Origin of the sequence: Novosphingobium chloroacetimidivorans, assembly GCF_014204535.1 — a bacterium.
In the GTDB taxonomy this organism is placed as follows: Bacteria; Pseudomonadota; Alphaproteobacteria; order Sphingomonadales; family Sphingomonadaceae; genus Novosphingobium; species Novosphingobium chloroacetimidivorans.
Window position 1 is genome coordinate 1 of the sequence record NZ_JACHLR010000029.1, and the last position, 22015, is coordinate 22015.

The window sequence follows — 22015 nt, forward strand, 5'->3', positions numbered from 1 at the left end:
GCAACCCGCTATGACAAACGCGACGACAACTTCCTCGCCTCAGTCCAACTCGCATCCATACGCATCTGGCTCAGGCATAATGAGTCGGTGGCCTAGATTACCCAAACGCATCGTCACGGCTCTTGAAGGCGAGAACCTCATCAACGATGCGTCCTCGCTGGTCCTCTATCGCCTGGCGGTCGCAGCGACGCTCGCTGGAAGCTTCAGCTTGACCGAAGGCGTCCTGCAGTTCTTCGCGTCTTCTCTTGGCGGCGCACTTGCTGGCTGGGCGGTTGGGCGCTGCCATGTGGGTGTTCGCTCGGCTGGACGAAACTGTTCTGGACGTGACCGTCTCTTCCCTAGCTGGCTTCATCGCCTATCTCGTGGGCGAGTGGTTCCACGCGTCAGGCGTTCTCGCAGCCATTGCATGCGGGCTCGTGCTCGGCGGCCAGCAGCATGTCGAGTTCACCGCGCAGAGCCGAATCGCGATTGCCAACATCTGGGGCTTCATCGTTTTCCTACTCACTGCGCTCTCTTCATCCTCACCGGACTTCAACTGCGGGGTATTATCGCGCCCATCGAGGGCCACGACTTCGCCCGGCTGGCGTCGCTAGGATTCGCGGTTTCAGCCACGCTGATCGTCAGCCGGTTTCTTTGGGTATACCCGAGGGCATGGGTTCCACGCCTGCTGCCTCGATCGCTATGCGAACGGGATCCTGTTCCACACTGGACACACTCCTTCGTGCTGTCCTGGGCTGGCATGCGCGGCGTGGTGAGCCTTGCGGCGGCGTTCGCCTTGCCGGCGCCATTTCCAGCGCGCGACATCATCGTGTTCCTCGCTTTCTGTGCAATCTTCGCAACGCTGGTGGTGCAAGGAACCAGTTTGGGCTGGGTTATCCGCCGGCTCGGTCTGGAAAAGGATGAGGATATTCCGGCTACAACCGTTCCCATCCAGGTGCGTGTCGAGATGGCCGCTGTATCGCTCGACGCCGTGCAGCAACATGCCGGCAGTGCAGGAACGCGCGATGCGCCAGCGGCGGAGGAAGCGGTGGAAGAGTATCAGGCGCGAGCCGAACGCTTAAAGATGGCTGGCCATGATGATGACGGCTCGCCAAGCGACCTTGAAACGCAGCGTCGCATGCGGCTGGTTGAGATCGATGCCGCGCGAAGGAAGCTTGTGGATCAAGCCGATGAGATGGACAGTTCGGCTCACCGTGCCCTTGGAGAGGAGTTTGATCTTGAGGAAGCACAGATCCGTCGCGCGCTCGGCGAGGTCTAGACCGCAATCCTGCTTTCAGGTCTCCCTTAGCAGTGCGCAGCTCCGCCTTGCTGAACGTTCCTCATCATCGTTTGCATGGCGCCGATGATCTGGTTGTGTCGGACTGGTTGGGGGTAGAACTGCGCCCTGACGGGTAGCTCAAGTTCTGCGCCAGTCGAAAAAGCGGCGATCAGAATGATCTCAATGGGCGGCCACCGATTGCGAATAGCGGCGGCGACTTCGATACCCTTGATGCCGCGCCGCATGTCGCGATCCATGTAGACGAGCCGTATGTCCGTACGCTCTTCCAGAATGCGGATCGCGTGCTCGACGCTAGTCGCTTCCACTGGCTCGAAGCCAGCGGCCTCCACGATGTCCAGCGCTTCGAGTCGAAGCACGGGTTCATCTTCTACAATCAGGATAGGCAAGCGCTCGAGCAATTTAGACCGACCATTAAACCGTTGAAGCATCAGACTTCTTGCACGTGATGAAGTGGAGCGCTGACTTCAACGGTGAGGCCACGGACCCAAATTCTAGTCGTACGTCGCCGGGACCGTTGAGGCCCATGCGGATTAACGTTGAGCAGAAACCCTCTCGCGCCGGTTTAGCTGCAAGGGGGGGGCACCTTTTTCCTGCCAGACCAGGCGGATGTTTGGTTCCGGCTCACCCTCTGTCACCTCCCATGTAAGTTGAACCGTCCCGGCAGGTAGCCTCTTGCCGCTGTACCGCGGTTTAGCTCATCCTTCGGCCTGAAACCGCTCACCGTCGCGCCTTTTTCACAAGCCTTTGCAGATTTGCTAACTTTTACGATGCATGGTTCGCTTGACTTTGACTATGCAGCTACCTGCTCGTGCGCCAATGGAAGACAGACAAGTTTGCTGATCGCTTCAGATCACTCGCAGCTGTAGTGTGTCTGGGCGCGCTTTTCGGCGTCCTCGGACTAGCTGATCCTCTGGAGGACGCGCTTCATGTAGGTCGCAATAAACTTAGAGCACACCCGGCAAGCGGTCAGTTAGTTTTGATTGGCCTTGATGATCGCAGCGTTGCTGAAGTCGGGACTGTGCCTTGGTCGGCCGAAAACCTTGCACGGCTACTATCGGTTGTACGAAGTGCCAATCCGCGGCGCGTACATCTCGATCTTGAATCGACAGGTCCAGACGCGCTCTCTCCATCGGGCATCTTAGGCAACGAGATGCGACGGTTTAGCGCTCGTCTCTCGATATCCAATCGGTTCACCGTAGACCCGCTGACGGGCAAGCAGCACGAGAGCGTTCCTTTGCGAGGGCTGGCGCCCGCTGCGCCTGTTGTCAATGTCAACACTAAGCTGGGGTGGGACAACGTAGCCCGTCAGCAACCATTCGCGGTACTGTCGCAAGATCGTGTTATCCCCTCGCTACCAGCCTATTTCGCTGGTTTAAAGGTGCATGATACGTGGTCGTCGTTTCCGATCGATTACGCAATTGACCTGCGAAGTGTTCCTGCCTTGAGCGCCAGTGATGTTATGCATCATCGCTTCAAGTCACGAGAGCTTGCTGGGAAAGATGTCGTAATTTCTAGGACCGATGTAGATGCTAGGCGCTTTCGGGCTCCTGGCTACTCCGTCGTACCTGCTCCCCTGATCCAGATCGTCGCGGCGGAAACCCTGCTGGCTGGCTCTCCGATCAACTTGGGCTGGCTCGGTTCGTTCCTCGTAGCCGCGATCCTCAGTTTCGGCGTGGTCGTTCGCTCAAGCCGGGTTGTGGCAGGTCTGTTGACCGCTTCCGGTGTCGGCACATTGATGTTGGTGCCGCTCTGGCTAGAAGCTTACCAGGTACATCTCGTGATCGTGCCTTCACTTGTAGTTCTGATAGGGGCGCGTTGCGCTCGCGCATGGGCCGAGTGGAGGAACAAGTTACGTCTTCGAAGCGCGACGGATCCAATTTCAGGATTGCCGAACCTGCACGCCCTTATGGAAGTTGGCGCAACTTCGCCGGGCATTCTAGTCTCACTGAGGATACAGAACCGCTCCCAGATCCGCGCCTCGCTAGCCGATCAGTGGGAAAAGGAGCTGGTGGAGCAGGTGGTGAGTAGGCTTCGCTTCGGAGCCGATGGATCTTCGGTTTACCAAGCGGACGACGGCACCTTTCTTTGGATGAGCCAAGCTCCTGAGGGTGAGCTGCAACATCAACTTGACGGCTTGTACGCGCTGTTCCGAAGCCCCGCGGTAGTCGGTGCCCGACTGCTGGATGTACAAGTAGCGTTCGGCTACGATCTAGAGGCGGAGCGCCCACTCTCCCAACGCATCGCCGGGACTCTTGCTGCTGCTGACGAGGCTGCGCGTGAGGGACTTCGGTGGAAGTGCTTCGACCCTGCTTCGCTGGAAGATGCAGAATGGACCATGTCTCTTCTGAGCCGTCTTGATTATGCGCTTGAGACAGGACAGCTCTGGGTAGCGTACCAGCCCAAACTCGACTGCGTTACCGGTGTGACAGTTGGCGCTGAGGCATTGGTTCGCTGGACGCACCCCGAGAAGGGGAACATCTTTCCAGACCAGTTCATTGGAGCGGCTGAGCGAAGTGGCCGAATCGCTGAACTTACAAGGTTTGTCCTTGAGGACGCGGTGAGTACGGCGTCGGATATCAATAGCAGCGGCCGTAGGTTCTCCATAGCGGTGAACCTCTCGGCGACCCTGCTCGTCGGCGATGCAATCGTCGTGATGGTCCGAGAGACCATTCGAAGGCTTCGGTTCCCGCCAGAGTTGCTCATTCTGGAGATCACTGAGACTAGCACCCTCCGGAGTGGCACAGAGGCGGAAGATATCCTTCGCGAGCTAAGTCAAATCGGTGTGCAGTTGTCCATAGATGATTACGGGACGGGCTTCTCTACACTTGAATACCTGAAGCGAGTTCCGGCTTCTGAAATCAAGATAGATAGAACCTTCATCTCCATGCTTCATCGTTCTCAAAGCGACCGGATAATGGTTAACTCAACAATTCAATTGGCTCATTCGCTAAGCCGTAAGGTAGTCGCTGAGGGTGTTGAGAACGCCGAGATCCTGGACGAGCTTATCTGGATGGGCTGTGACATGGTCCAGGGGTACCACACCGCTAGGCCCATGCCGAAGTGGGCCCTTCGCGGCTTTCTCGAGACGAGTGGAACCGAAGCTCGCACGAAAGCGATAGTTTAAGTTTTTTCTAATTTCTTGAGTTAAGGCTTGTTAACGATTGGGTCTGGCGGTATTGCGGTCTGCGGCGCATGGGGGCGCTGACGGAACGGAGACGTTTATGATCTGGCGTTGGCTTTACGGAGAAGCTTGGGGTTGATCCCCGGCTTGGAAACAAGTGAAAAGCCTCGCTTCGGCGAGGCTTTTTTGTCGGAGTTGGCGTTGATAGCGGAGCTCCTCGACGGTGACCAGGTGAGACGACTCAACTCCATTTACGGAAGCATGCTTGCTCCACGAGTTCAATCATCGCCTCACTGTGCTGTAAGCGCGGCCTGAGCCCTGATCTGGCACCAAATTCACCGACACCCTCAGGACGTTGCAATCTGAGCCGTTCGAAACTCGCGTGGCGAGCGCATCTTGAGGCCCGAGTGGGGGTGATAGTCGTTGTAGTCCTCGATCCAGGTCTCGATCAATGCCAGCGCTGCTACAGCATCCCGCAGCGGTGAGACGTGGATGTAGTCGCGCTTGAGCGTATGCACGAAGGCCTCGGAGATGCCGTTGCTCTGCGGACTCTTCACCGGCGTAAAGCACGGCTTGCGACCGATCTGCCGGGCAAAGATGCGGGTCTCTCGGGCGGTGTATGGCGAGCCGTTGTCAGTCAGCATCTCGATCGGCGCCGGAGCCTGGCAGGTGCCGAAGCGCTTCTCGACAGCTTCCAGCATCATGTCGCGCACCTCCGATCCGCTGATCCCTGCGTTGACCACAGCGCGCCAGCTGATGATCTCCCGATCGTGCGCATCAATGATGAAGGCGCCGCGCACGACCTCGCCGTTCCAGCAGTGAAACTCGAAACCGTCGGAGCACCAACGCAGGTTCGAGCGCATCGTCACGACCTTGCCTTCGTGACCATAGTCGGGCCGGATCTCGTACTTGCGGGCCAGCAGAAAGTGGTTGGCCTTCATGATCCGGTATACCCGCTTGTGGTTTATCGGCGCGGTACCGCTCTCGCGCATCTGACGGTTGAGCAGAGCAATGATGCGACGGTAGCCGTATGTCGGACGAGCCGAGACCAGCGCGGTGATCAGCGGCAGGACGACCGCATCGTCGACCTTGCGGTATGGACCACGAGGCCGGCTCCTGCCTTTCAATCTTTCCTGCACCGCCGACCGCGAGACGCCGAGCGTCTGTGCAATCGCCTTCACGGCAAATCGTCCTCCAAGGGCGAGCGCATGAGCAAGGTCGGTTTTTTTGGGCGCACCTTGTCCAGCGCTTCCTTCAGGATCTCGACCTCCATGGTCTTGCGACCGAGCTGGCGCTCGAGCTCGCGGATGCGCTGGTCCATCTGCCGGACAAGCCGGTTGCTGGTCACATCGTCGTCGCCAGTCACCGCGACACTGCCTCCTTCGAGCATCAGTCGCCGCCAACGATACAGAAGGTTGGCCGAGACGCCATTACGCCGCGCAACCACCGAGATGCTGGCGCTGCCGTCCAGCGTCTCCTCTACGATCCGCAGCTTCTCAGCGGCCGACCAGAACCGCCGGCGGCCACCGTCAGCGATAACCTCATATCCAGACATAAGCATGTGCTCAGGGGATAGCCCCAAGCCTCCATTCTATGCCTGAGGGTGTCCGGACGAAACGGGGGCCAGCTCATTGCAGACACTCGGCATTGGAGCGATTGTCGAGACATGACCGATCTGCCGACCCTCTTGTGGCCCCGTCTGCGTGCTGAACTGAGAACGCATCTGGCCGAACTAAGCACCGACGAGCTTAGGGTTCCATGGCAGGAAGAGCGTCAGCTTGGGCCAGCATCCGGCGTAGATCAAGTGTTCCACGTTTTCTTCGACGACCATGACTTCGATAGCTCGACAGAGGGATACTCACTTGTCAGCGAAGCCGAGGTTCAGTCGATCGAGGCGGTAAAGCTGGCGATGGAAGCCATTCTCGCTCTGGTTGGCGACACAGGGGACTATAACTTCGTGTGCCATCCCTTGTCGGCTGGGGTCAGGCGAGCGGCAGCAGTTGCGAGTTACCGTCTAGACAACGGGATTTGATGTCCGCTTCCCACTCCGTTTCGATGCTCCCGGTGTCGAAGCCGGCCTTCCGGAAGTGGCCGGCCGTTCAGGTGAACAAATGGCAGAAGTTGGGGAGCCGGCAAGGCCCCCCGGATCGCCGGAACTGGGTCGGCGTGCTTTGACGTGGCACGAGGAAGATCAGGGGCTGCCTCTGAGCTTCGCGAGCACTGGGGTCGCGATCGCAAGCGCCGCCTTAGCGTTCCTTTCCAATAGCATCGATCATCGCCTGCCATGTGGCTTCGGCTTGGATTGCGTCGCTTCTATGAGTCTGCCTTGCTGCCCTCGCTCCAGCACGGAGTGCAGACGAACTCGGCTGGCGTACTGCGCTCAGGGCGCAAGCAACAGCGTCCTTTAGGCGCTGTTGCGTGGCGAGATCAATCGTATCCCACTCGTCTAGCCCGCTCGCGCAAATGGCAAACGACCGCGCGGCCCGTTCAATGGGAGACATGCTCATCAGCCCGATTACGCCAACGAAGCAGCCACTTGCAACAGGCTTGACGCATCTACCCTGCTAAAAGGGCAGCCTCGACGAACAACCGTTTCCAGTTTGAACGAGTGGTAGGTTCCGGAGAGCGCAAACCGTCGCCCGGATGAGCGGAACTGGGTCTACGACGAAGCCGATCCGACACGCTCAAACGGCAATCTCGACCGATCCGGAGCTTGGTGAGCGCCCTGACGAGCTGGGTATGGAGCGCACTCGGCCACATCACTGGCGGATGGTTTCCATCACGTATATAAATGACTGCATGTTTGCCAAGACGGGCTTTGCTCCCGATCAATCCTGGACCCGGTCTCTCGGTCAAGGCCTTATCTTGCGCGCAACGGAGCAACCGGACTCGCCCGTGCTCGATCGCTTTCTCGAAGGCTACGATCGCGCCTTCGTCCTGCCTAACGAGCGAGAGGAAACGCAGGGCTTCCGGGCCTGCCTCTCCATCAACCCTGTAGCTCGACACTGCTTCGGGCGCACTCACCGTGAAATGGTGATGGTGGTCGAAGACGAGCGCACTGGAAATGTTGTTGGTGGGGCCAACTTTCTCGCGACGCGGGTAAATCACCCCCCGATCGGGCACCCGCCAACAGCCGTAGCGCTCAATTATCTCTACGTTGAGGCCGCCGAGCGCGGTCGCGGGTTGGCACGCTTGCTGAAGGATGCGGTGGGTACGCTCGCGAATGCCGCAGTTGAAATACCGGAAGATGCGTGTCCACCCGCGATTTTCATCGAGCAGAACGACCCGCTCGCTCTCTCCGACAGCGACTATGCCACTGACAGCCAGCATTCAGGTGTAGATCAGGTCGACCGACTAGAGATCTGGGCGCGGCTTGGTGCGCGCGTGGTCGATTTCCCCTATGTCCAGCCGGCGCTCTCGGCCGGCCAGTCGAGCGATGAGGGTCTGACATACGCCGTGCTCAACTTCCCGAGCGCGGTGATCGATGCGTGCTACTTTGCAGCGCACCTTGAGAGTTTCTTCGGAATATCCGTTTTGAAAGGCCAGGACCTCGCTATCGACCCGGTCGCTTCTCGCCAGCTGGCCACGCTGGCGGCGATGGCTCAGCGCGGCACGCCGGTCACTTTGCTGCCGATGGCGCCGGCGATCGCCGCATTACGTGCTCTGCCCAGCAGGCCAGTCGGTGAGAGTTTCCGCCACTTTGCCCGGACGGTTGCAGGCGATGACTGAGTCGCATGAGGTCGCGGACGGTACTCTGTTCTGGACTCTTTCGTTCTACGTTCCTTATGCGCGGATCAAGGGCGTAGAGGACCGCGAAGCGAGCAGCCCTGAGTACAGTCCAACGGACAACCTCAAGAGGTTGGACCAAGAGCTCAATAGCGAAACGCGAACCATGCGGGATGCCATCGAGCCGCTGTTCAATGACATCGCAGATCGCAGCCGCCAAGGTGCCGTGCTCGACCGCCTGCTGGTTCAGGGCGAGCGGCGTCAGGTCAGATTCCTGCTACCTGAGAGCATCGCCTGGATGACGGAAGGCCGCCGCTTCGACGTACCGTTGCCACCGGGCGACCGCACGCGCACAGCCGACATGCGCAATTTCTGGTACCTACATAGCGACGGCTCGATGTCGTGGCACATCAGCTTTGAGGTTCGCTACCGCGACCAACTTGACCTTGAACTCGACCAAGGGCGGGTCTCGACCCTCTACTTCCTCTCGTTGCTGCAGAAGCTCGCGTGGCCTAAGGAGTGCGACGTGTTGGGCGCAGAAGGCAGTGCGAACCTTGATGATCACCTGCGGGTCAGCCTGCGAGATGGTGTTAAGGAGGACACCTTCTGGTGCACCCTCGCACGCTGGTTCGAGGCAGACAGCGCGATTGTCGCCCAAGTTCATGGAGCGAACGCCGTGACCGGCTTCGATCAGCTTTGCCCAGCAGAGGATTGCGCCGAAGTTTCGGGCATTACGACGCGTGAAGCACGCTCGCTGATCTTCATTCAGGATGAGGCGTTTTTCAAGCTGATCCAGCCAAAGGCACCAAACGGTGGGCTGGTACCGCGCCGCGAACGCGTGCTAGACGGCGAGTTCAGACAATACCCAGCGGCGATCAAGGCGATCGTGCCGATGATGGGCAAGCACCGCCTGGACAAGCACTATTGGTGCCGGCTGCTCACCGAGGATGCGCCCGTACGCAATTCGCCTCGGCGGCCGGTCGACCGGCTTCTCGGTCGCAAGGAACACGAAGTGCCGGCCGACACTCTGCCTCTACCAACTGCGCGCGAACGACTGCTTTATCTGTTCCTCGCGGGGTTCAACCAGAACATCATTGATTGGGCAAACCAGGAGGCATCGGAGGTGCTCGACAGCCTCGATCCGATCTACCCAGTGTCGGACGAGCAGTTGCGTGAGGGGTTCTTCATCCGCTACGCCAACCAACGCACTATGCTCACTTACGTGTCGCGCTCACGCACGTTGGAGGTGGGCAACGACCACATCCTGATGTGTCCCTACGCTTTCTTGATCCACGTACTGGCGCTCAGCAACGAGCACCTGACGAGGCAGAAGGAGAAGCGCGTTGCCGCGGTATATCAAGCCGTGCGCCAGAAAGATGTCGATGAGGTCGAGCGCAGCATCAACCGGCTGCGGATCGAAAGCTTCGAGCGTTTTGATCGCCATCGTTATTTCAACCCTTTCCGCTACGACACCGAGCGGAATGTCTTCGAGGAATTGGAGCGTCTGCGAGGCACCTCCCGGCTTGAGGCGATATACAAGGAAGGCCTAGCCGCGTTGGAGGAGGAAGCTCGCGACGCTGCTCGGCAGAGAGCCGATACCGCACAAGCGGACCAGCAGAAGTCAGACCGTCAGATTGCCCTGCTTTTTGGGATCGTAGGCGTGTCCGGTATGGGACAGTTGGCGTTTAACTTCTACGATTACTTTGTGGGCGACACGACGGCCAAGGGCTGGCAAGCTGCCGACAGTGTCCTCTGGACCAGCTTGTTGCTGATCCTGATTGCAGGAGGCGCATTGCTGGCGGCCTGGTGGCCACGCTCCGAGAAGTGATAAACCGCACTCTGATGTCCCAACGTGCAACTGTTAAGCAGGGCTGGGTGGCACAAGCTCTGAAACCACGTTGCACGATCGAAGATGTATGAACGGCAGCTTGTGGAAAGCGCCGGAGCGCCACCGAGCGTCCGCAGATGGGTCCCACGCTCCCGTCTGATGGTTGACTAATTTGAGGGGAGGAGTGCCTTGAGGCTCTCGGCGAGATCAGCATTGCGGAAGGGCTTGATCAGCCGCGGCAGGTCCGGAGCGATGCCTTCCATTTCGGCGTAGCCCGATACGATCAGGACGGGCAGGGCTGGCGAGAGTGCCCGCGCCTCACGCGCGAGTTCCACCCCGTTCATGCCGGGCATCAAGTGATCGGTTACAAGGAGGTCGGGTAGCGAACCGCCTTTGAAGAGGCTCAAGGCCTCTTCCGCGGAACCAGCTTCGACGACCTCGAAGCCCATGTCGTTGAGCATGTCAGCCGTGCTCATCCGCACCAATTCCTCGTCGTCCACGAGAAGCGCAGTCCCACGCGCCAGAGGGGCGGCCGCACCATCTCTGACCTGCATCTGATCCTCAATGGGCGCTGCGCTGATGGGCAGCCATAGGGTGACCGCTGTACCACTCCCTGGCTCACTCTCGATGGTCAGCCCTCCGCCGAGTTGTGCGGCGAGCCCATGTACCATCGACAGGCCCAGGCCGGTGCCTTTGCCGATGCCCTTGGTTGAGAAGAACGGCTCCACCGCTCGCTTCAGGGTTGCCTCGTCCATTCCCGTGCCGGTGTCCTGCACGCTTAAACGGACGTAGTGTCCGCTTTTCAGCGCGGCCACATGCCTGCCTCGTACGCTGTCGCGCTGAGCGGCAATTGTAAGCTGGCCACCGTCCGGCATAGCGTCACGGGCATTCACCGCCAAGTTCAGCAGCGCCATCTCAAGCTGGTTTGCGTCCGCAAAGGCGGGCGGCAGGTCGGTCGCAAGCTCGACCCGGACATCGATGTTCGGCCCTACGGTAGACTCGACAAGGCCTGCCATCTCCTCGACCAGCTTGGCAAGGTCCACCGCGGTTGACTGGAGCGGTTGGCGCCGGGCAAAGGCAAGTAGGCGCTGCACCAGCGTCTTGGCGCGTTCGGCGGATTGCAGCGCGCCATCAATCAGCCGCCGCTCCCGCTCGCTGCCAAGTCCCTTGCGCACCAACATGTCCAGCGAGCCGATGATCGGGGTCAGCAAGTTATTGAAGTCATGCGCGACACCGCCGGTCAGGCTGCCCATCGCTTCCATCTTCTGACTTTGCCGCAGCGCTTCCTGTGCGGCTTCAAGCTCGACTTCGCGGGCCTTGGCTTGGCTGAGATCACGCCCGACCGCCACGAAGTTCATGCCGTCCGGTTCGGGCGCGACAGTCCATTCGATGCCCTTCCACTCTCCCGCGGATGTCACGATGCGGTTCTCGAAGCGGGTCGGCTGACGCGTCTCGCTCATCTGCTGAATCGCCGCGAGAGTCGACGGCGCATCGTCAGGGTGCATGAAGGTGGCGTATCCGCGGCTGAGCAGTTCGCGCTCTTCCCAGCCCAGCACCTGGGTCCATGCCGGGCTCACCGCCGACATCATGCCGCCGTAGTCGGCCCGCGCGAACATGTCCTGGGAGAGATTCCACAAGCGATCGCGTTCGGCGGAGCGGGCGGCCACTTGCGCCTCGAGAGTCTCGTTCAACTTGCGCAGTGCTGCTTCGGCAAGTTTACGATCGTGGATGTCGACCGAGGCCCCGAACCAGCGAACGATGGAGCCGCTATGAGGATCTCGGTAAGGCTCTCCGCGAACAAGAAACCAGCGGTAGGCGCCGCTCGCCGATCGAATGCGATGTTCGACCCGAAACGTCGTCTCGGTGCGTCGTGCCTCTTCAAACGCTTCCATCGTCACGGCTTCGTCGTCGGGGTGGACGTGGTCGGCTGCGACCTGCTCCGCGGTCGTGGGGTGATAGGCTGCACCGGTGTAATCGGACCAGTGCTTGTTGAAGAACTCTGTACGACCATCCGCATCGGTGATCCACACGATCTGAGGCACGGCATCGGCCATTAAGCGGAACTGCTCTTCGCTGGCGCGTAGCGCGGTCTCTGCCTCTTTCCGATCATGAATATCGATCGAGCTGCCAACCCAGCTCGTGATCGCGCCGTTGTCGTCGCGGATGGGTTCTGCGCGCGCTACGTACCATCGGTATGCGCCGTCACATCGGCGGTAGCGCACCTCGATCTCGTAGGTCGTACCGCTCGCCCGCGCATGGGCCCAACGCTCGGCTGTGGCTTCGACGTCATCGGGGTGGAGCACATCGGTCCACCCGTTAGGCAGCGACTGCTCGGGAGACTGTCCCGTGTAATCATACCATCGGCGGTTGAAGTAGGTCAGCTCTCCATCCGGCTTGGCGAACCATACAAAAGCAGGCAGCGCGTCCGTGAACTGGCGCAGAGTCGCTTCGCTCTGGCGGTGGCGTTCCTCGCTCTCGCGGCGTTCGTCGATGTCAATGACGGATCCGATGTAGCCAAGGTAGACGCCATGCTCGTCGAAGCGCGGAGCCGCGGCGTCGAGCATCCAGCGATAGCTGCCATCCGCCCGGCGGAGCCGATATTCCATCCGGAATGACTCCCTTGCAGCATTGGCCGCGCGGAAGACTTGCTCCGCAGCGGCGCTGTCATCCGGGTGGGTTGCTTCCAACCATCCGAAGCCTTCAGCCTCTTGCGTTGTTTGTCCCGTGAACTCGTACCAGCCACGATTCAGGTAGGTGCAGTAGCCGCTCGGATCGGTTACCCACATCATCACCGGCGCATGGTCGGCCATGTTGCGAAAGCGTGCCTCGCTCTCGCGTACGGCGCGCTCCGCCTGAATGCGTCCGGTCGTTTCCGTGCAGGCGCAGAACATGCCGGCGACCGTGCCATCATCGTCATGAACGGGCGAGTAGGAGAATGTGAACCAGGTCTGCTCGTCGTAGCCGTGTCGGCGCATGAGCAGCGGAAGATCTTGACGGTAGCTGGCTTGACCTGCCATCGCCGCGTCGATCAGGGGCGCAATATCATCCCAAATCTCCGACCAGACGTCATGGAAGCGCTGCCCGAGGGCGCTTGGGTGCTTTTCTGCGAGGATCTCGGCATAAGCATCGTTGTAGAGGAACCCGAGCTCGGATCCCCATGCCACGAACATGGGGAACTTCGAGGAAAGCATCAGGCTTACAACGAGCCGCAGCGACTGCGGCCAGATCTCGAGCCGCCCTAGAGGTGAGGTCGACCAGTCATGGCCGCGCATGAGCGATGCCACTTCGCCATGGGCATCAAGGAACCGCAGATTACCTTCTCGAGGCATGAAGCTCATGCAACCTTTCGCAGGCATCTTGCCGATTGGCCGGCTACCTTGGGGCGCGTAGCAGCTTCCTCACGGTCTTGATGCAGAATCCTTGGGGTATAGATACCGACACCCGGTGCAACAGCTTTCGCTCGAACCGATTGATGGATGCCTGGGCGAACCGCAGGTGTTAGATGAACTGACGTCCGCTTCTAGGAAGCCGATAGCGCCGCCTGAGTGGCTGCAGTTGGTTCACAGCAGAGTAGAGCGGAGGGGCAGCTTGGCACCAGAATACGAAGTTCATACGTCCTGATTCAAACGGCGAGTATTGCCTGTCAGCGCACGGTCGTTGGGCTGCCGATGAAGCGCGTCGATGTCCTTGGCATAAGCGCGCACGGCTCCTGGTCATGCGCGAGACCGGCGTCAACTAGGCTTGCGGCTTGCCGGCGCAACGCTGCGGCGATCTCCCCTATCGCCAGTTCGGGGTGGTATTGCACCCATCAGAATACGCCGCGGTCGCATCGCACCTCGGCGGCCTGGACCTGTGTCACGAGTTCGATGCCAGCAACGTCGCGCCGGGTGGAAGTTCCTCAACCTCGTCGCCGTGAACAGCCGGCGCATCCAACTTGCAGGGCGGCCTTGCAGAAGTGGGTGCGCGCGAGCGGCGGGCGTTGCGCAGATCCGCCGTGCGATGCCGGCCTCCATGCGCTGGGCCATCTTGAGGACCTTGCCTCCTGCTGCCGCGACCGCAACCTGCAGCCCCGCTCACAATCCGGACGATGGTACACCCGACGCGAACACGCAGCGCATGAAGGCGAGCTGGCGATCGACTTCTGGTGGCTCCTGGTAGCCGTGCATCGGCGAGCTCTTCAGGAAGATCGCATCGTAGTCGGAAAGCTGGGCCGGAATGTATCGCGGCGCATCCGCGTCTGCGGGCGATGAGATCTCAATGCGAGCACCAGGCTTCAGCTGCTGAAGTGTCGCGCGGTAGGCTTCTCCCGCGCTCTTGCCGGCACTCTCCCGCCGTCTCTCCCGTTCTTCGGGGAGTTCGCTTTGCGCTACAAGGTAGTTGGGCATCAGAGTTGCTTCATCGTGGTGATATGGGGCCGAGCAGCTAGCGGAGTGCCGCCACTGCAAGCGTCAATGCACTTAGGCCGAGGGATAACGGCTTGCGCAAGGACATCCACCAAGCGGGCGCAAGACCGTGAATTGAAAGCTGCCGGTCGATCAGCAAGCTGGCGAGCAGCGCTACTGCCAGGACGACCAGCGAAGGTCCGGGCCAGCCGGCTCCGACCGCCCAGGGGATCGCTGTCGCAAGCGCGATAAGCGATGGAGCAACGGCTGCAAACCAGATCCATGGCGGTGTCGGCGCAGCTTTCCCAGCCGCCAGGCCCCACCACATGCCGCCTAGAAAGCTCAGGATCAGCGCAGGGTAGGCATATCCGAGCGACAGCGCCGAGAAGTGCCATGGCTCGGGGCCAACGGCCAACACAGCGACGCATGCGGCCTGCGGCAGAAGGCCGGCAAGGCCCAGTGCCATCGGCAGTGCCGGAGGCTGGAGCGGTACCGAAGACGCATGGGCTCTCACCGGGTGGGAGAGCCGATCTCGTGCCGCGCGCCGGTGATCAGTCGCCGGGCGATCTCGCGCACCGCCTCGTCATCCTTGGTCTCGTCGCTCGCATTGTCGCCCAGATGCTCGAGGCTGCCTTCAACGAAGTCGAGGAAGCCGGCTTGGCGTTGCTCGACATACTCGATCAGCTTGAACAGCACGTGTTCGATCGCGATCTCCCGCTGGCGGGTCAGCACGGCATTGTCGGTCATTCTGTCAGTCCTCTCGGAGCTTCGGTGTCGATGTGGCATCGCCAGGTTGCCTGATTGCAGCAGCGGCAAGTTCGCGGACCGCTACCTTTGCCTTGAGCCGCGCCGCCAGCAAGGCCGTTCCACTGACCTTGCGCTGCACGAACAGCGTGTCGGTGGGCGGTACATGCCAGGCTGCACGATCCGCCAGCAGGGCCTTGACCTCCTCACGGACCAAAGGCGCGAACGCGCGATCGCCGAAGTCGAACGGACCTTCACGGTTCATGGCTGCATCGATTGCCGCGACGATCCGGTCGATCGCCGGGCGGTGCGCCACTGCCGCAGCCTGCCCCAGGAAGCCCGTCTGCACGGCGGTTTCGCGCACTGTGTCGAGATCTCGTGCGAGCCCGGCTTCGATGAGCCTGCGATAGGCATCGGTGGTCTCGGTCGGTACCGGGCGGACGGCCCCGAAGTCCAGCAGGACCAGCCTGTTGGTTTCAGGTTGCCACCGGTAATTGGCGAAGTTTGGGTCGGTCTGCATCACGCCAAAGGCAAACAGTTCACGCAGCACCAGCTCGATCAGTGCCGTCATGGCTAGATCGCGGTCCGCCTGCGCGGCTTCGGCCAGGGTCTCGATCGGCAATCCCTCGACGAAGCTCATCGCCAACACCCGCGCGGTGGTGAAGCTCTCTTCCAAGCAGGGCACGACATATCGCGCATCCTTGCCAAGCAGCTCTCCGAAACGGCGGAGCTCACGCCCTTCGCGCAGGTAATCCGTCTCGTCCGCCAGCTGGCGCTTGGCTTCGGCGAGAAGCGGAGCGAGGTCGATGGTGGCGGGCAGCAGGTTCGAGATGCGCAGCAAGGTAGCCACATTGTCGACATCGGCATCGATGCTGTCGGCAACGCCGGGGTACTGCACCTTGATCGCCAACACGCGTCCATCAGGCAGAGTCGCGCGATGCACCTGGCCGATCGAAGCGGCGGCGATCGGTGTCGCCTCGAAGTGACGGAAGCGCCGGCGCCAATCGGCGCCCCACTCCTGCTTCAGCACGCGATCGAGCTGCGAAGGCGGCATGCGTTGCGCCTGGTCGCGCAGGCGTGCAAGGATCGCGGACAACTCGGCCGGCAGGAAGTCTCCGGCATCCATGGAGATCATCTGCCCCAGCTTCATCGCCGCCCCGCGCAAGTGCGAGAGCCGGTCCGCGAGCCGGGCGGCGTTGCCGGGGGTGAGGATCAGGTCGTTGAGGTGCGGCCGCTCGCCACTGGCCAGCCGGCGGGCTCCTTCCGCTAGCATCCCGCCGGCAACGCCCCCCGCCAGCCGGCCGAATGCGCTGAGCCGCGTCAGGCGCCCACGGGGCACCGCGCGGAAGCCGCTCTCTCGATATTGCGTCATCCCTCGCATAGCCGTTGCGGAGCGCTTCGGGTTCCAGCGCAGGCCGACCTTGCCCCTTTGGGTAGGTCGGCCGTGTCAGCCCGGTTCGCGCCGGGTAACCGACGACATTCTACTTCGTTTCGCAACAGATCTTAGCTGGTTGGCCTTAAGTAGCACGTGTACGCTGTTTAACCTATTCATAGACGCTATCAGGACGTACCAGACGTAGCCCGATGGAATTTTGCTAAGATTACTTGCGACGTAAGACGCGCACTGCCGACATGATGATCTCACTATATAGTTGGTGGGTCTCGCTATCGGGCAGATCGCCCACGATCGACGGCGCGATTCCCAAGGAGGCTGCCGGCGTAAAGGTCATTTCGCCAAAGTACACGCCATCGAAGCCGTTGTAGAGGTCGACGCGGACGAACTCGAAACCGGCCGCCAGGGAGCGGGCTGCGGCGACCATATCGTTGGTGCGGTCGCGTGGCGCTTGCGCGAAGCTGAAAGGTGCGACAAGCCCGTCCTGGTCATGCATAGGCGTGAAGTCGGGTACGCGGAACAGGCGACTCCAAGCCTTGCTAAATCGATTGTGGTCGATCTGGCACACGAGCGGTTCGCCGGCCACGCAATAGAACTTGTAATCGTCTGGCGGGCTGGCGTCCGCAGTCGGGATCAAGGCTTCGACTATGACCTTCTTCGGAAGCCTGAAGTACTGCATCTCGCGTACGACCATCGCGTAGTCGCAAGCGGCAACCGCATAGAGCCACCGCAGATCTTCGCTGGACGTGACATCGCGCAGGAAGGTCGCCATTCCGCTCGCATGCGCTGGTTTCGCGATTGCGGATGTGCCGAGGAAGGGGCGAAGGAGGTCGCACAGATCGGCGGCCGAACCAACACCTTCCATGGCGATGACGTGAAGCGTTTTCGCCACCCCCAAACCTGGAACGAGCAGGCGGGCTTGCGTTTTCGCAAACTCCTTGTCGACGAACGCGCGCTCGTGCCGTGACCAGTCCGGATCGATCATCCGATGAAAGATCAGGTCGTTCACCAGTGCGGCGGGATCCTGCGGATCCAGGGGAGGGCGTCCGAACCTGCGCTCGAAGATCGGAGCGGCTGCGCGGTAATTGCTCGCCTGGGTCATGGAAGGTGCATCGGCAGTGTCATTAGCCGTGCTGGTTGTCGAAGCATCCACCGAGGTCGTCTCACGCAGGCCGGGTAAATGCGTCATCTATCGGTTAACTGCGGACCGATCCATGACTCAAGCTTTGCCCTTAAACACGCTCGACAGACGCGCCGATTGGTGGTGTCGCTTCAGCCAGGCACGTGATCCCTCGCGCCTACCTAAACGAGAGTGAGCGCAAGATTTGGCATCGGTCTGCGTGACCCAGTTGAGCAAGCGCTTTGGTCAGATCCATGCGCTGTGCCCCAGCAACCTGGAGATCGCCGAGGGCGAGTTCGTGGTCATCGTGGGACCATCCGGCTGCGGCAAGTCTACCCTGCTGCGCCTGATCGCCGGCCTGGAAGAGCCGACGGGCGGCCAGGTGTTCATCGATGGCCGCGATGTCACCGATGTCGCGCCGGCCGAGCGTGATCTGGCAATGGTGTTCCAGTCCTACGCGCTGTACCCGCACTTGAGCGTCGAGGAGAACATCGCCTTTCCGCTGAAGGTGCAGCGGCTCGGCAAGGTTGTGGTTGGCGCGCGGGTGGCGGCTGTGGCCGAAGCACTCGCTCTGACAACGCTGCTGAAGCGTCGACCGGCGGCGCTTTCGGGCGGCCAGCGCCAGCGTGTATCGATCGCGCGCGCCATCGTGCGTGAGCCGCGCGTGCTGCTGCTGGACGAACCGCTGTCCAATCTGGATGCGGAGTTGCGGGTCCGCATGCGACATGAGTTCGCACGTCTGCATGGCCGCCTGGGTGCGACAATGATCTACGTGACGCATGACCAGCTTGAGGCGATGACGCTCGCCAACCGGATCGTCGTCATGAGCGAGGGCCGGATCGAGCAGGTCGGCGCACCGCTCGAGCTTTACGCCGCACCGGCGACGCTGGCGGTGGCGCGGGCGATCGGCTCGCCCGGTATGAACCTGATCCCGGCGGTTCTTGACGCCGTGGACGAGCGAGGGGTCACCCTGCGCCTGCCCGGAGACACGACACTAAGCGCTCACGTTCGAGCCGCCGCCGATCGCGTGGGTCAGACGGTTACAGTCGGCTTGCGGCCCGAACACTTGGTGGCACACGAGCAGGGGCCGATCGGCGGTGAGGTGGAACTGTTCGAACGGCTGGGACCGCTCTCCTTCGCGCATCTAGGCGCCCGTGGCGGGATCGGCACAGTGGTCGCGCAACTTCCTGGTGATCGCTTGGTGACACTGGGCGAGACGTTGCGCTTCAGCATGCCGCCTAGGCATGTCCACGTCTTCGATGAGCGGGGGCAGGCCCTGCCGCGGCTCAGCCCTTGATGCTGCCACCAAGCAATCCGCTGATGTAGTAGCGCTGCAGGGGCAGGAAGATCAGCAGCACCGGCAGCGTCGTCACCACCGAGGCGGCCATCATCAGCTCGCCATCGGCGGCATGTTCGCGCACAATGGCAGCGATCGCGACGGGCAAGGTGTACTTGTGCTGGTCAGTCAGCACGATCAGCGGCCACAGGAAATCGTTCCAGCTGCCCAAGAACAGGAACAGCGCCAGGGTGACGGTGATCGGCGCCAGCAGCGGCAGCACGATCAAGCGGAAGATGCGCGTCTCACTCGCGCCATCTAGCCGCGCCGCATCGAGCATCTCGTCAGGGATCGCCAGCGCCGCCTGGCGCACGAACAGGACTGAGAAGATCCCCGCCAGTCCGGGCAGGATCACGCCAGCGTAGCTATTGACCAGGCCCAGCTCCTTGAACAGCAGGAACAGCGGCAGCATCGCCACCTGACCCGGCACCACCAGCCCGGCGATCAGCAGCTTCAGCAGCCGCTCGCGCCCGGTGAAGCGCAACTTGGCGAAGGCATAACCCGCCGGAACTGTCAGCAGCAGCCCGAGCACGGTTGCCATGATTGCGATCAGCAAGCTGTTGCCCAGCGCGGGCAGCACGCGATAGTCAAACCACGCGCCGTCGATCTCGCGGCGGACCAGCAGCTCGTAGTAGTTCTCGCCCGTCCAGCGTTCGGGCCAGAACGGCGGCGGGAAGTGGCTGGAGGCGCCGCGCGGCATGAACGAAACGGTGACCATCCAGAACAGCGGGACCAGCGTCACGGCAGTCAGCAGCGCGACGAGCGAGTTGGCGACGATCGCGCGGGTGCGGCGGCGAGTCACAGCCACGCGTTCCGCTTTCCAATCCGCGTCTCGACAAAGGTGATCGCCAGGATCAGCACGAACAGGATCATCGCCACTGCCGAGGCTTGCCCCAGGTTCCACCATTTGAACCCTTCGTCAAACATGAAGTAAAGCACGGTAACGGTGCTTTGTGCCGGGCCGCCCAGCGTCATGACGTATGGCTCGGCGAAGATCTGGAGGAACCCGGCCACGCTCATCACCGAGGCGAGCAGCAGCGTCGGCCCGATCGCGGGCAGGGTGACGTGTCGAAAGCGGCCCCAGCGCGAGGCGCCGTCGAGCCGCGCGGCCTCCATCAGGTCCTGCGGCACCGCAGAGAGTGCGGCCGTGAACACGATCATGTTATAGCCGAAGATCTTCCAGGTGACGAACAGCAGGATCGCCGGGATCGAAGCATGGGGATCGCCCAACCAGTCAGCGGGCGGCAGGCCCAGCCAGCCCAACGCGTAGTTGATGAGGCCGAAGCGCGTGTTGAGCAGGAAACGCCAGACCACCGCCGTCGCCACCACGCTCGTGACGTAAGGGACGAACAAGGCGACCCGCCACAGCGGCTTCCAACGCACGGTGGCGTCATGCAGCAGCAGCGCCGCGCCCAGCGAGGCGCCGATCGCCATCGGCACGCCGAGCACCGCGAAAAGCGCAGTGTTCGCCAGTGCGCGCCAGAACAGGGCGGTACGCAGCAGCTCTGCGAAGTTGCCCAGGCCAACGAACTTCACGTTGTCCCAATCCGCCAGCGCGTAGATGCTGTAGTCGGTGAGGCTGAGCGCCAGCGCCAGGGTGACCGGCAGCACCAGCACCGCCAGGATGATCGCAAGCACCGGTCCGGTGAATAGCCAGGCGGTGCGTTCCTGCCCAGTCATGGCTGGCCGGGTCACGTGATGCGTCCCGCCTCGACCAGCGCGCGACGCTTGGCGAGGATCTGGTCGATGCGCTCGTCGATCGTCGCGAGCGCCTGCGGGATCGTCAGCAATCCGCGCACGACGTGTTCGGCGACCAGCTGGACCTCGATCTGAATGCGCTCCCACTCGACGATCTTGGGCGCCATGGCCGGCTGCCGCATCTGCTCGGCGAAGGGGCGCAGCATCGGCACCTGCAGCTGCGGCAAAGTCCAGGCCGTCTCACGTGCCGGCAGGTTACCGATTAGCTGTTGGAAGCGCAGCTCAGTGGCGGTGGATGTCAGGTGGCGGACCAGCGCCCAGGCTGACTCTGGCTGCGTCGTGCGTGCGCTGACAGCCACGTTCGAGGCGATCATCGCTGCCGGACCGAAGCCATTAGGGCCGGCCAGCCGCGCTACACCCCAGCGTTCGCGCGGAATTTCGGCTCGGCGGCGATGAAGGTCGAGCAGCAGCGACGGCCAGCTCGGCCATACGGCGTAGCGTCCTTGCGCGAACGCAGCGAAGGCGTCCTGCACCTCAGTGGACAGTGCACGCGGCGCGAGTTTCTCGGTGAAAAGCGAGAGGTAGAAGGCAAAGGCAAATTCCGCCTCGGGCGAGCGGAAGTTGCCGCGCGTGTCACGTTCGCGCAGCATGGTCATGCCGGTCTGGTACAGCATCGAAAATAGCGTGTCGGGCCAGTTCAGCAGGGTGAGGAAGACGAACTCGTCGGGTCGGCGGTGCTTGATTGCGCGGCCCATCTCACGCCATGCTGTCCATGTGTCGGCCGGCGTATCGTAGCCTGCATCACGCAACAGGTCGCGCCGATAGAACTGTACCTGCGGCGCAGCGGACCAGGGCACCGCGAAGTTCTTGCCTTCGATCTGCGCCAGCGCGAGCGCCGATGGGACGATGTCCTCCACGTAGTCGAGCGCTGGCACCGGTGCGAGCGCGCCGATCATCGCGAACTCGCCGATCCACCCGGACGGCAGCACGAAGACATCGGGTAGCGCCCCACCGGCGAAGGCAGTCAACATCTTTTCGTGGGTGGCGGTCGAGGGCACCGATTGCACGTCGACCTTGATGCCGGTTGCCGCGGTGAAGGCTGGCATCAAATGCGGTGCATAATCGCCTTCGTAGCTGGTCGCCCAGAACCGCAGCGGTGGGCTGGCCGAACGCGGCCCGCAGGATGAAGCTGCCAGCGCTGCCGCACCGGCCAGGACGCTCCTGCGCGTGACGCCGTCCTGGCGCCTGCCCCGATCTCCCATGATGCCACCTTGGCCGACCTCACCCAACAGCGCCAGTTGCCCGCAGGGGCGACGTAACAAACGGCAGACTCGTCGGTTTCCCGTACACGGCCGCGCTACAGGCCGGCCAAGCAGGGGTGCTCCAGG

General features: G+C 61.8%; 19 protein-coding genes. 7 read left to right on the plus strand and 12 right to left on the minus strand.

The features are described 5' to 3' along the window. Positions 1-97: 97 nt before the first annotated feature. Positions 98-286 (minus strand): hypothetical protein, encoded by a 189-nt coding sequence (locus tag HNO88_RS22080; RefSeq protein ID WP_221420128.1) that lies wholly within the window; start codon positions 284-286, stop codon positions 98-100. Between HNO88_RS22080 and HNO88_RS22745 the strand changes: the two genes are divergently transcribed. Next, entirely contained in the window at positions 285-593 is a 309-nt protein-coding gene (locus tag HNO88_RS22745; RefSeq protein ID WP_281384061.1) for a cation:proton antiporter domain-containing protein, read from the plus strand. The two genes, HNO88_RS22080 and HNO88_RS22745, sit on opposite strands and share 2 nt — an antisense overlap. Continuing rightward, entirely contained in the window at positions 557-1258 is a 702-nt protein-coding gene (locus HNO88_RS22470; protein WP_312857136.1) for a cation:proton antiporter domain-containing protein, read from the plus strand. The genes HNO88_RS22745 and HNO88_RS22470 overlap by 37 nt, the downstream gene beginning before the upstream one ends. Before the next feature lie 26 nt (positions 1259-1284). Here the strand turns inward: HNO88_RS22470 and HNO88_RS19845 are convergent, their stop codons facing one another. Beyond that, positions 1285-1707: a response regulator transcription factor gene (locus HNO88_RS19845; protein WP_184249985.1), complete on the minus strand. Its 423-nt coding sequence runs from the start codon at positions 1705-1707 to the stop codon at positions 1285-1287. Between the two features lie 437 nt (positions 1708-2144). Here HNO88_RS19845 and HNO88_RS19850 point away from each other — a divergent pair, with 437 nt between their 5' ends. Beyond that, entirely contained in the window at positions 2145-4403 is a 2259-nt protein-coding gene (locus HNO88_RS19850; protein WP_312857137.1) for an EAL domain-containing protein, read from the plus strand. Between the two features lie 344 nt (positions 4404-4747). Here HNO88_RS19850 and HNO88_RS19855 read toward each other — a convergent pair. After that, positions 4748-5955, minus strand: a protein-coding gene (locus tag HNO88_RS19855; RefSeq protein ID WP_376768789.1) for an IS3 family transposase whose coding sequence is annotated in 2 segments (ribosomal slippage) — positions 4748-5631 and positions 5631-5955 — 1209 coding nt in all. Because the reading frame shifts where the segments join, the coding sequence is not laid out codon by codon here. A 111-nt stretch (positions 5956-6066) separates the two neighbouring features. Here HNO88_RS19855 and HNO88_RS19860 point away from each other — a divergent pair. From HNO88_RS19860 to HNO88_RS19870, 3 genes are all read left to right on the plus strand, one after another. Further along, on the plus strand, positions 6067-6432 hold the full coding sequence (locus tag HNO88_RS19860; RefSeq protein WP_184249993.1) for a hypothetical protein: 366 nt from the start codon (positions 6067-6069) through the stop codon (positions 6430-6432). A gap of 767 nt (positions 6433-7199) precedes the next feature. After that, on the plus strand, positions 7200-8129 hold the full coding sequence (locus HNO88_RS19865) for a hypothetical protein (protein WP_184249996.1): 930 nt from the start codon (positions 7200-7202) through the stop codon (positions 8127-8129). Next, the gene (locus HNO88_RS19870; protein ID WP_184249999.1) at positions 8122-9954 is read left to right on the plus strand and encodes a hypothetical protein; all 1833 of its coding nucleotides are present in this window, start codon (positions 8122-8124) and stop codon (positions 9952-9954) included. The genes HNO88_RS19865 and HNO88_RS19870 overlap by 8 nt, the downstream gene beginning before the upstream one ends. Before the next feature lie 167 nt (positions 9955-10121). Here HNO88_RS19870 and HNO88_RS19875 read toward each other — a convergent pair whose 3' ends face one another. The 6 genes from HNO88_RS19875 to HNO88_RS19900 form a co-directional block, all read right to left on the minus strand. Further along, on the minus strand, positions 10122-13292 hold the full coding sequence (locus HNO88_RS19875) for a PAS domain S-box protein (RefSeq protein ID WP_184250001.1): 3171 nt from the start codon (positions 13290-13292) through the stop codon (positions 10122-10124). 735 nt (positions 13293-14027) lie between these two features. Further along, complete coding sequence (locus HNO88_RS22475) at positions 14028-14339, minus strand: hypothetical protein (protein ID WP_246382146.1); 312 nt, start codon at positions 14337-14339, stop codon at positions 14028-14030. 37 nt (positions 14340-14376) lie between these two features. After that, positions 14377-14802, minus strand: coding sequence for a DUF3429 domain-containing protein (locus tag HNO88_RS19885; RefSeq protein ID WP_184250004.1), 426 nt, complete (start codon positions 14800-14802; stop codon positions 14377-14379). A gap of 44 nt (positions 14803-14846) precedes the next feature. After that, positions 14847-15083 carry a hypothetical protein gene (locus HNO88_RS19890; RefSeq protein WP_184250007.1) on the minus strand — a complete coding sequence of 79 codons (237 nt, stop codon included), beginning with the start codon at positions 15081-15083 and terminating at the stop codon, positions 14847-14849. A 4-nt stretch (positions 15084-15087) separates the two neighbouring features. Next, positions 15088-16452, minus strand: a complete 1365-nt coding sequence (locus HNO88_RS19895) for an ABC1 kinase family protein (protein ID WP_184250010.1) — start codon at positions 16450-16452, stop codon at positions 15088-15090. Positions 16453-16681: 229 nt separating this feature from the next. Beyond that, complete coding sequence (locus HNO88_RS19900; RefSeq protein WP_184250013.1) at positions 16682-17482, minus strand: ATP-grasp fold amidoligase family protein; 801 nt, start codon at positions 17480-17482, stop codon at positions 16682-16684. Between the two features lie 331 nt (positions 17483-17813). On the opposite strand from HNO88_RS19900, the gene HNO88_RS19905 reads away from it, so the two are divergent. Beyond that, the gene (locus tag HNO88_RS19905; RefSeq protein WP_312857132.1) at positions 17814-18890 is read left to right on the plus strand and encodes an ABC transporter ATP-binding protein; all 1077 of its coding nucleotides are present in this window, start codon (positions 17814-17816) and stop codon (positions 18888-18890) included. On the opposite strand, the gene HNO88_RS19910 is transcribed toward HNO88_RS19905, so the two are convergent. From HNO88_RS19910 to HNO88_RS19920, 3 genes are read right to left on the minus strand one after another with little or no spacing between them, the layout of a single operon-like run. After that, complete coding sequence (locus tag HNO88_RS19910; RefSeq protein ID WP_312857133.1) at positions 18880-19737, minus strand: carbohydrate ABC transporter permease; 858 nt, start codon at positions 19735-19737, stop codon at positions 18880-18882. The two genes, HNO88_RS19905 and HNO88_RS19910, sit on opposite strands and share 11 nt — an antisense overlap. Continuing rightward, positions 19728-20624 carry a carbohydrate ABC transporter permease gene (locus HNO88_RS19915; protein ID WP_312857134.1) on the minus strand — a complete coding sequence of 299 codons (897 nt, stop codon included), beginning with the start codon at positions 20622-20624 and terminating at the stop codon, positions 19728-19730. The genes HNO88_RS19910 and HNO88_RS19915 overlap by 10 nt, the downstream gene beginning before the upstream one ends. Beyond that, the gene (locus tag HNO88_RS19920) at positions 20621-21889 is read right to left on the minus strand and encodes an extracellular solute-binding protein (protein WP_184250019.1); all 1269 of its coding nucleotides are present in this window, start codon (positions 21887-21889) and stop codon (positions 20621-20623) included. The genes HNO88_RS19915 and HNO88_RS19920 overlap by 4 nt, the downstream gene beginning before the upstream one ends. Positions 21890-22015: the final 126 nt, after the last annotated feature.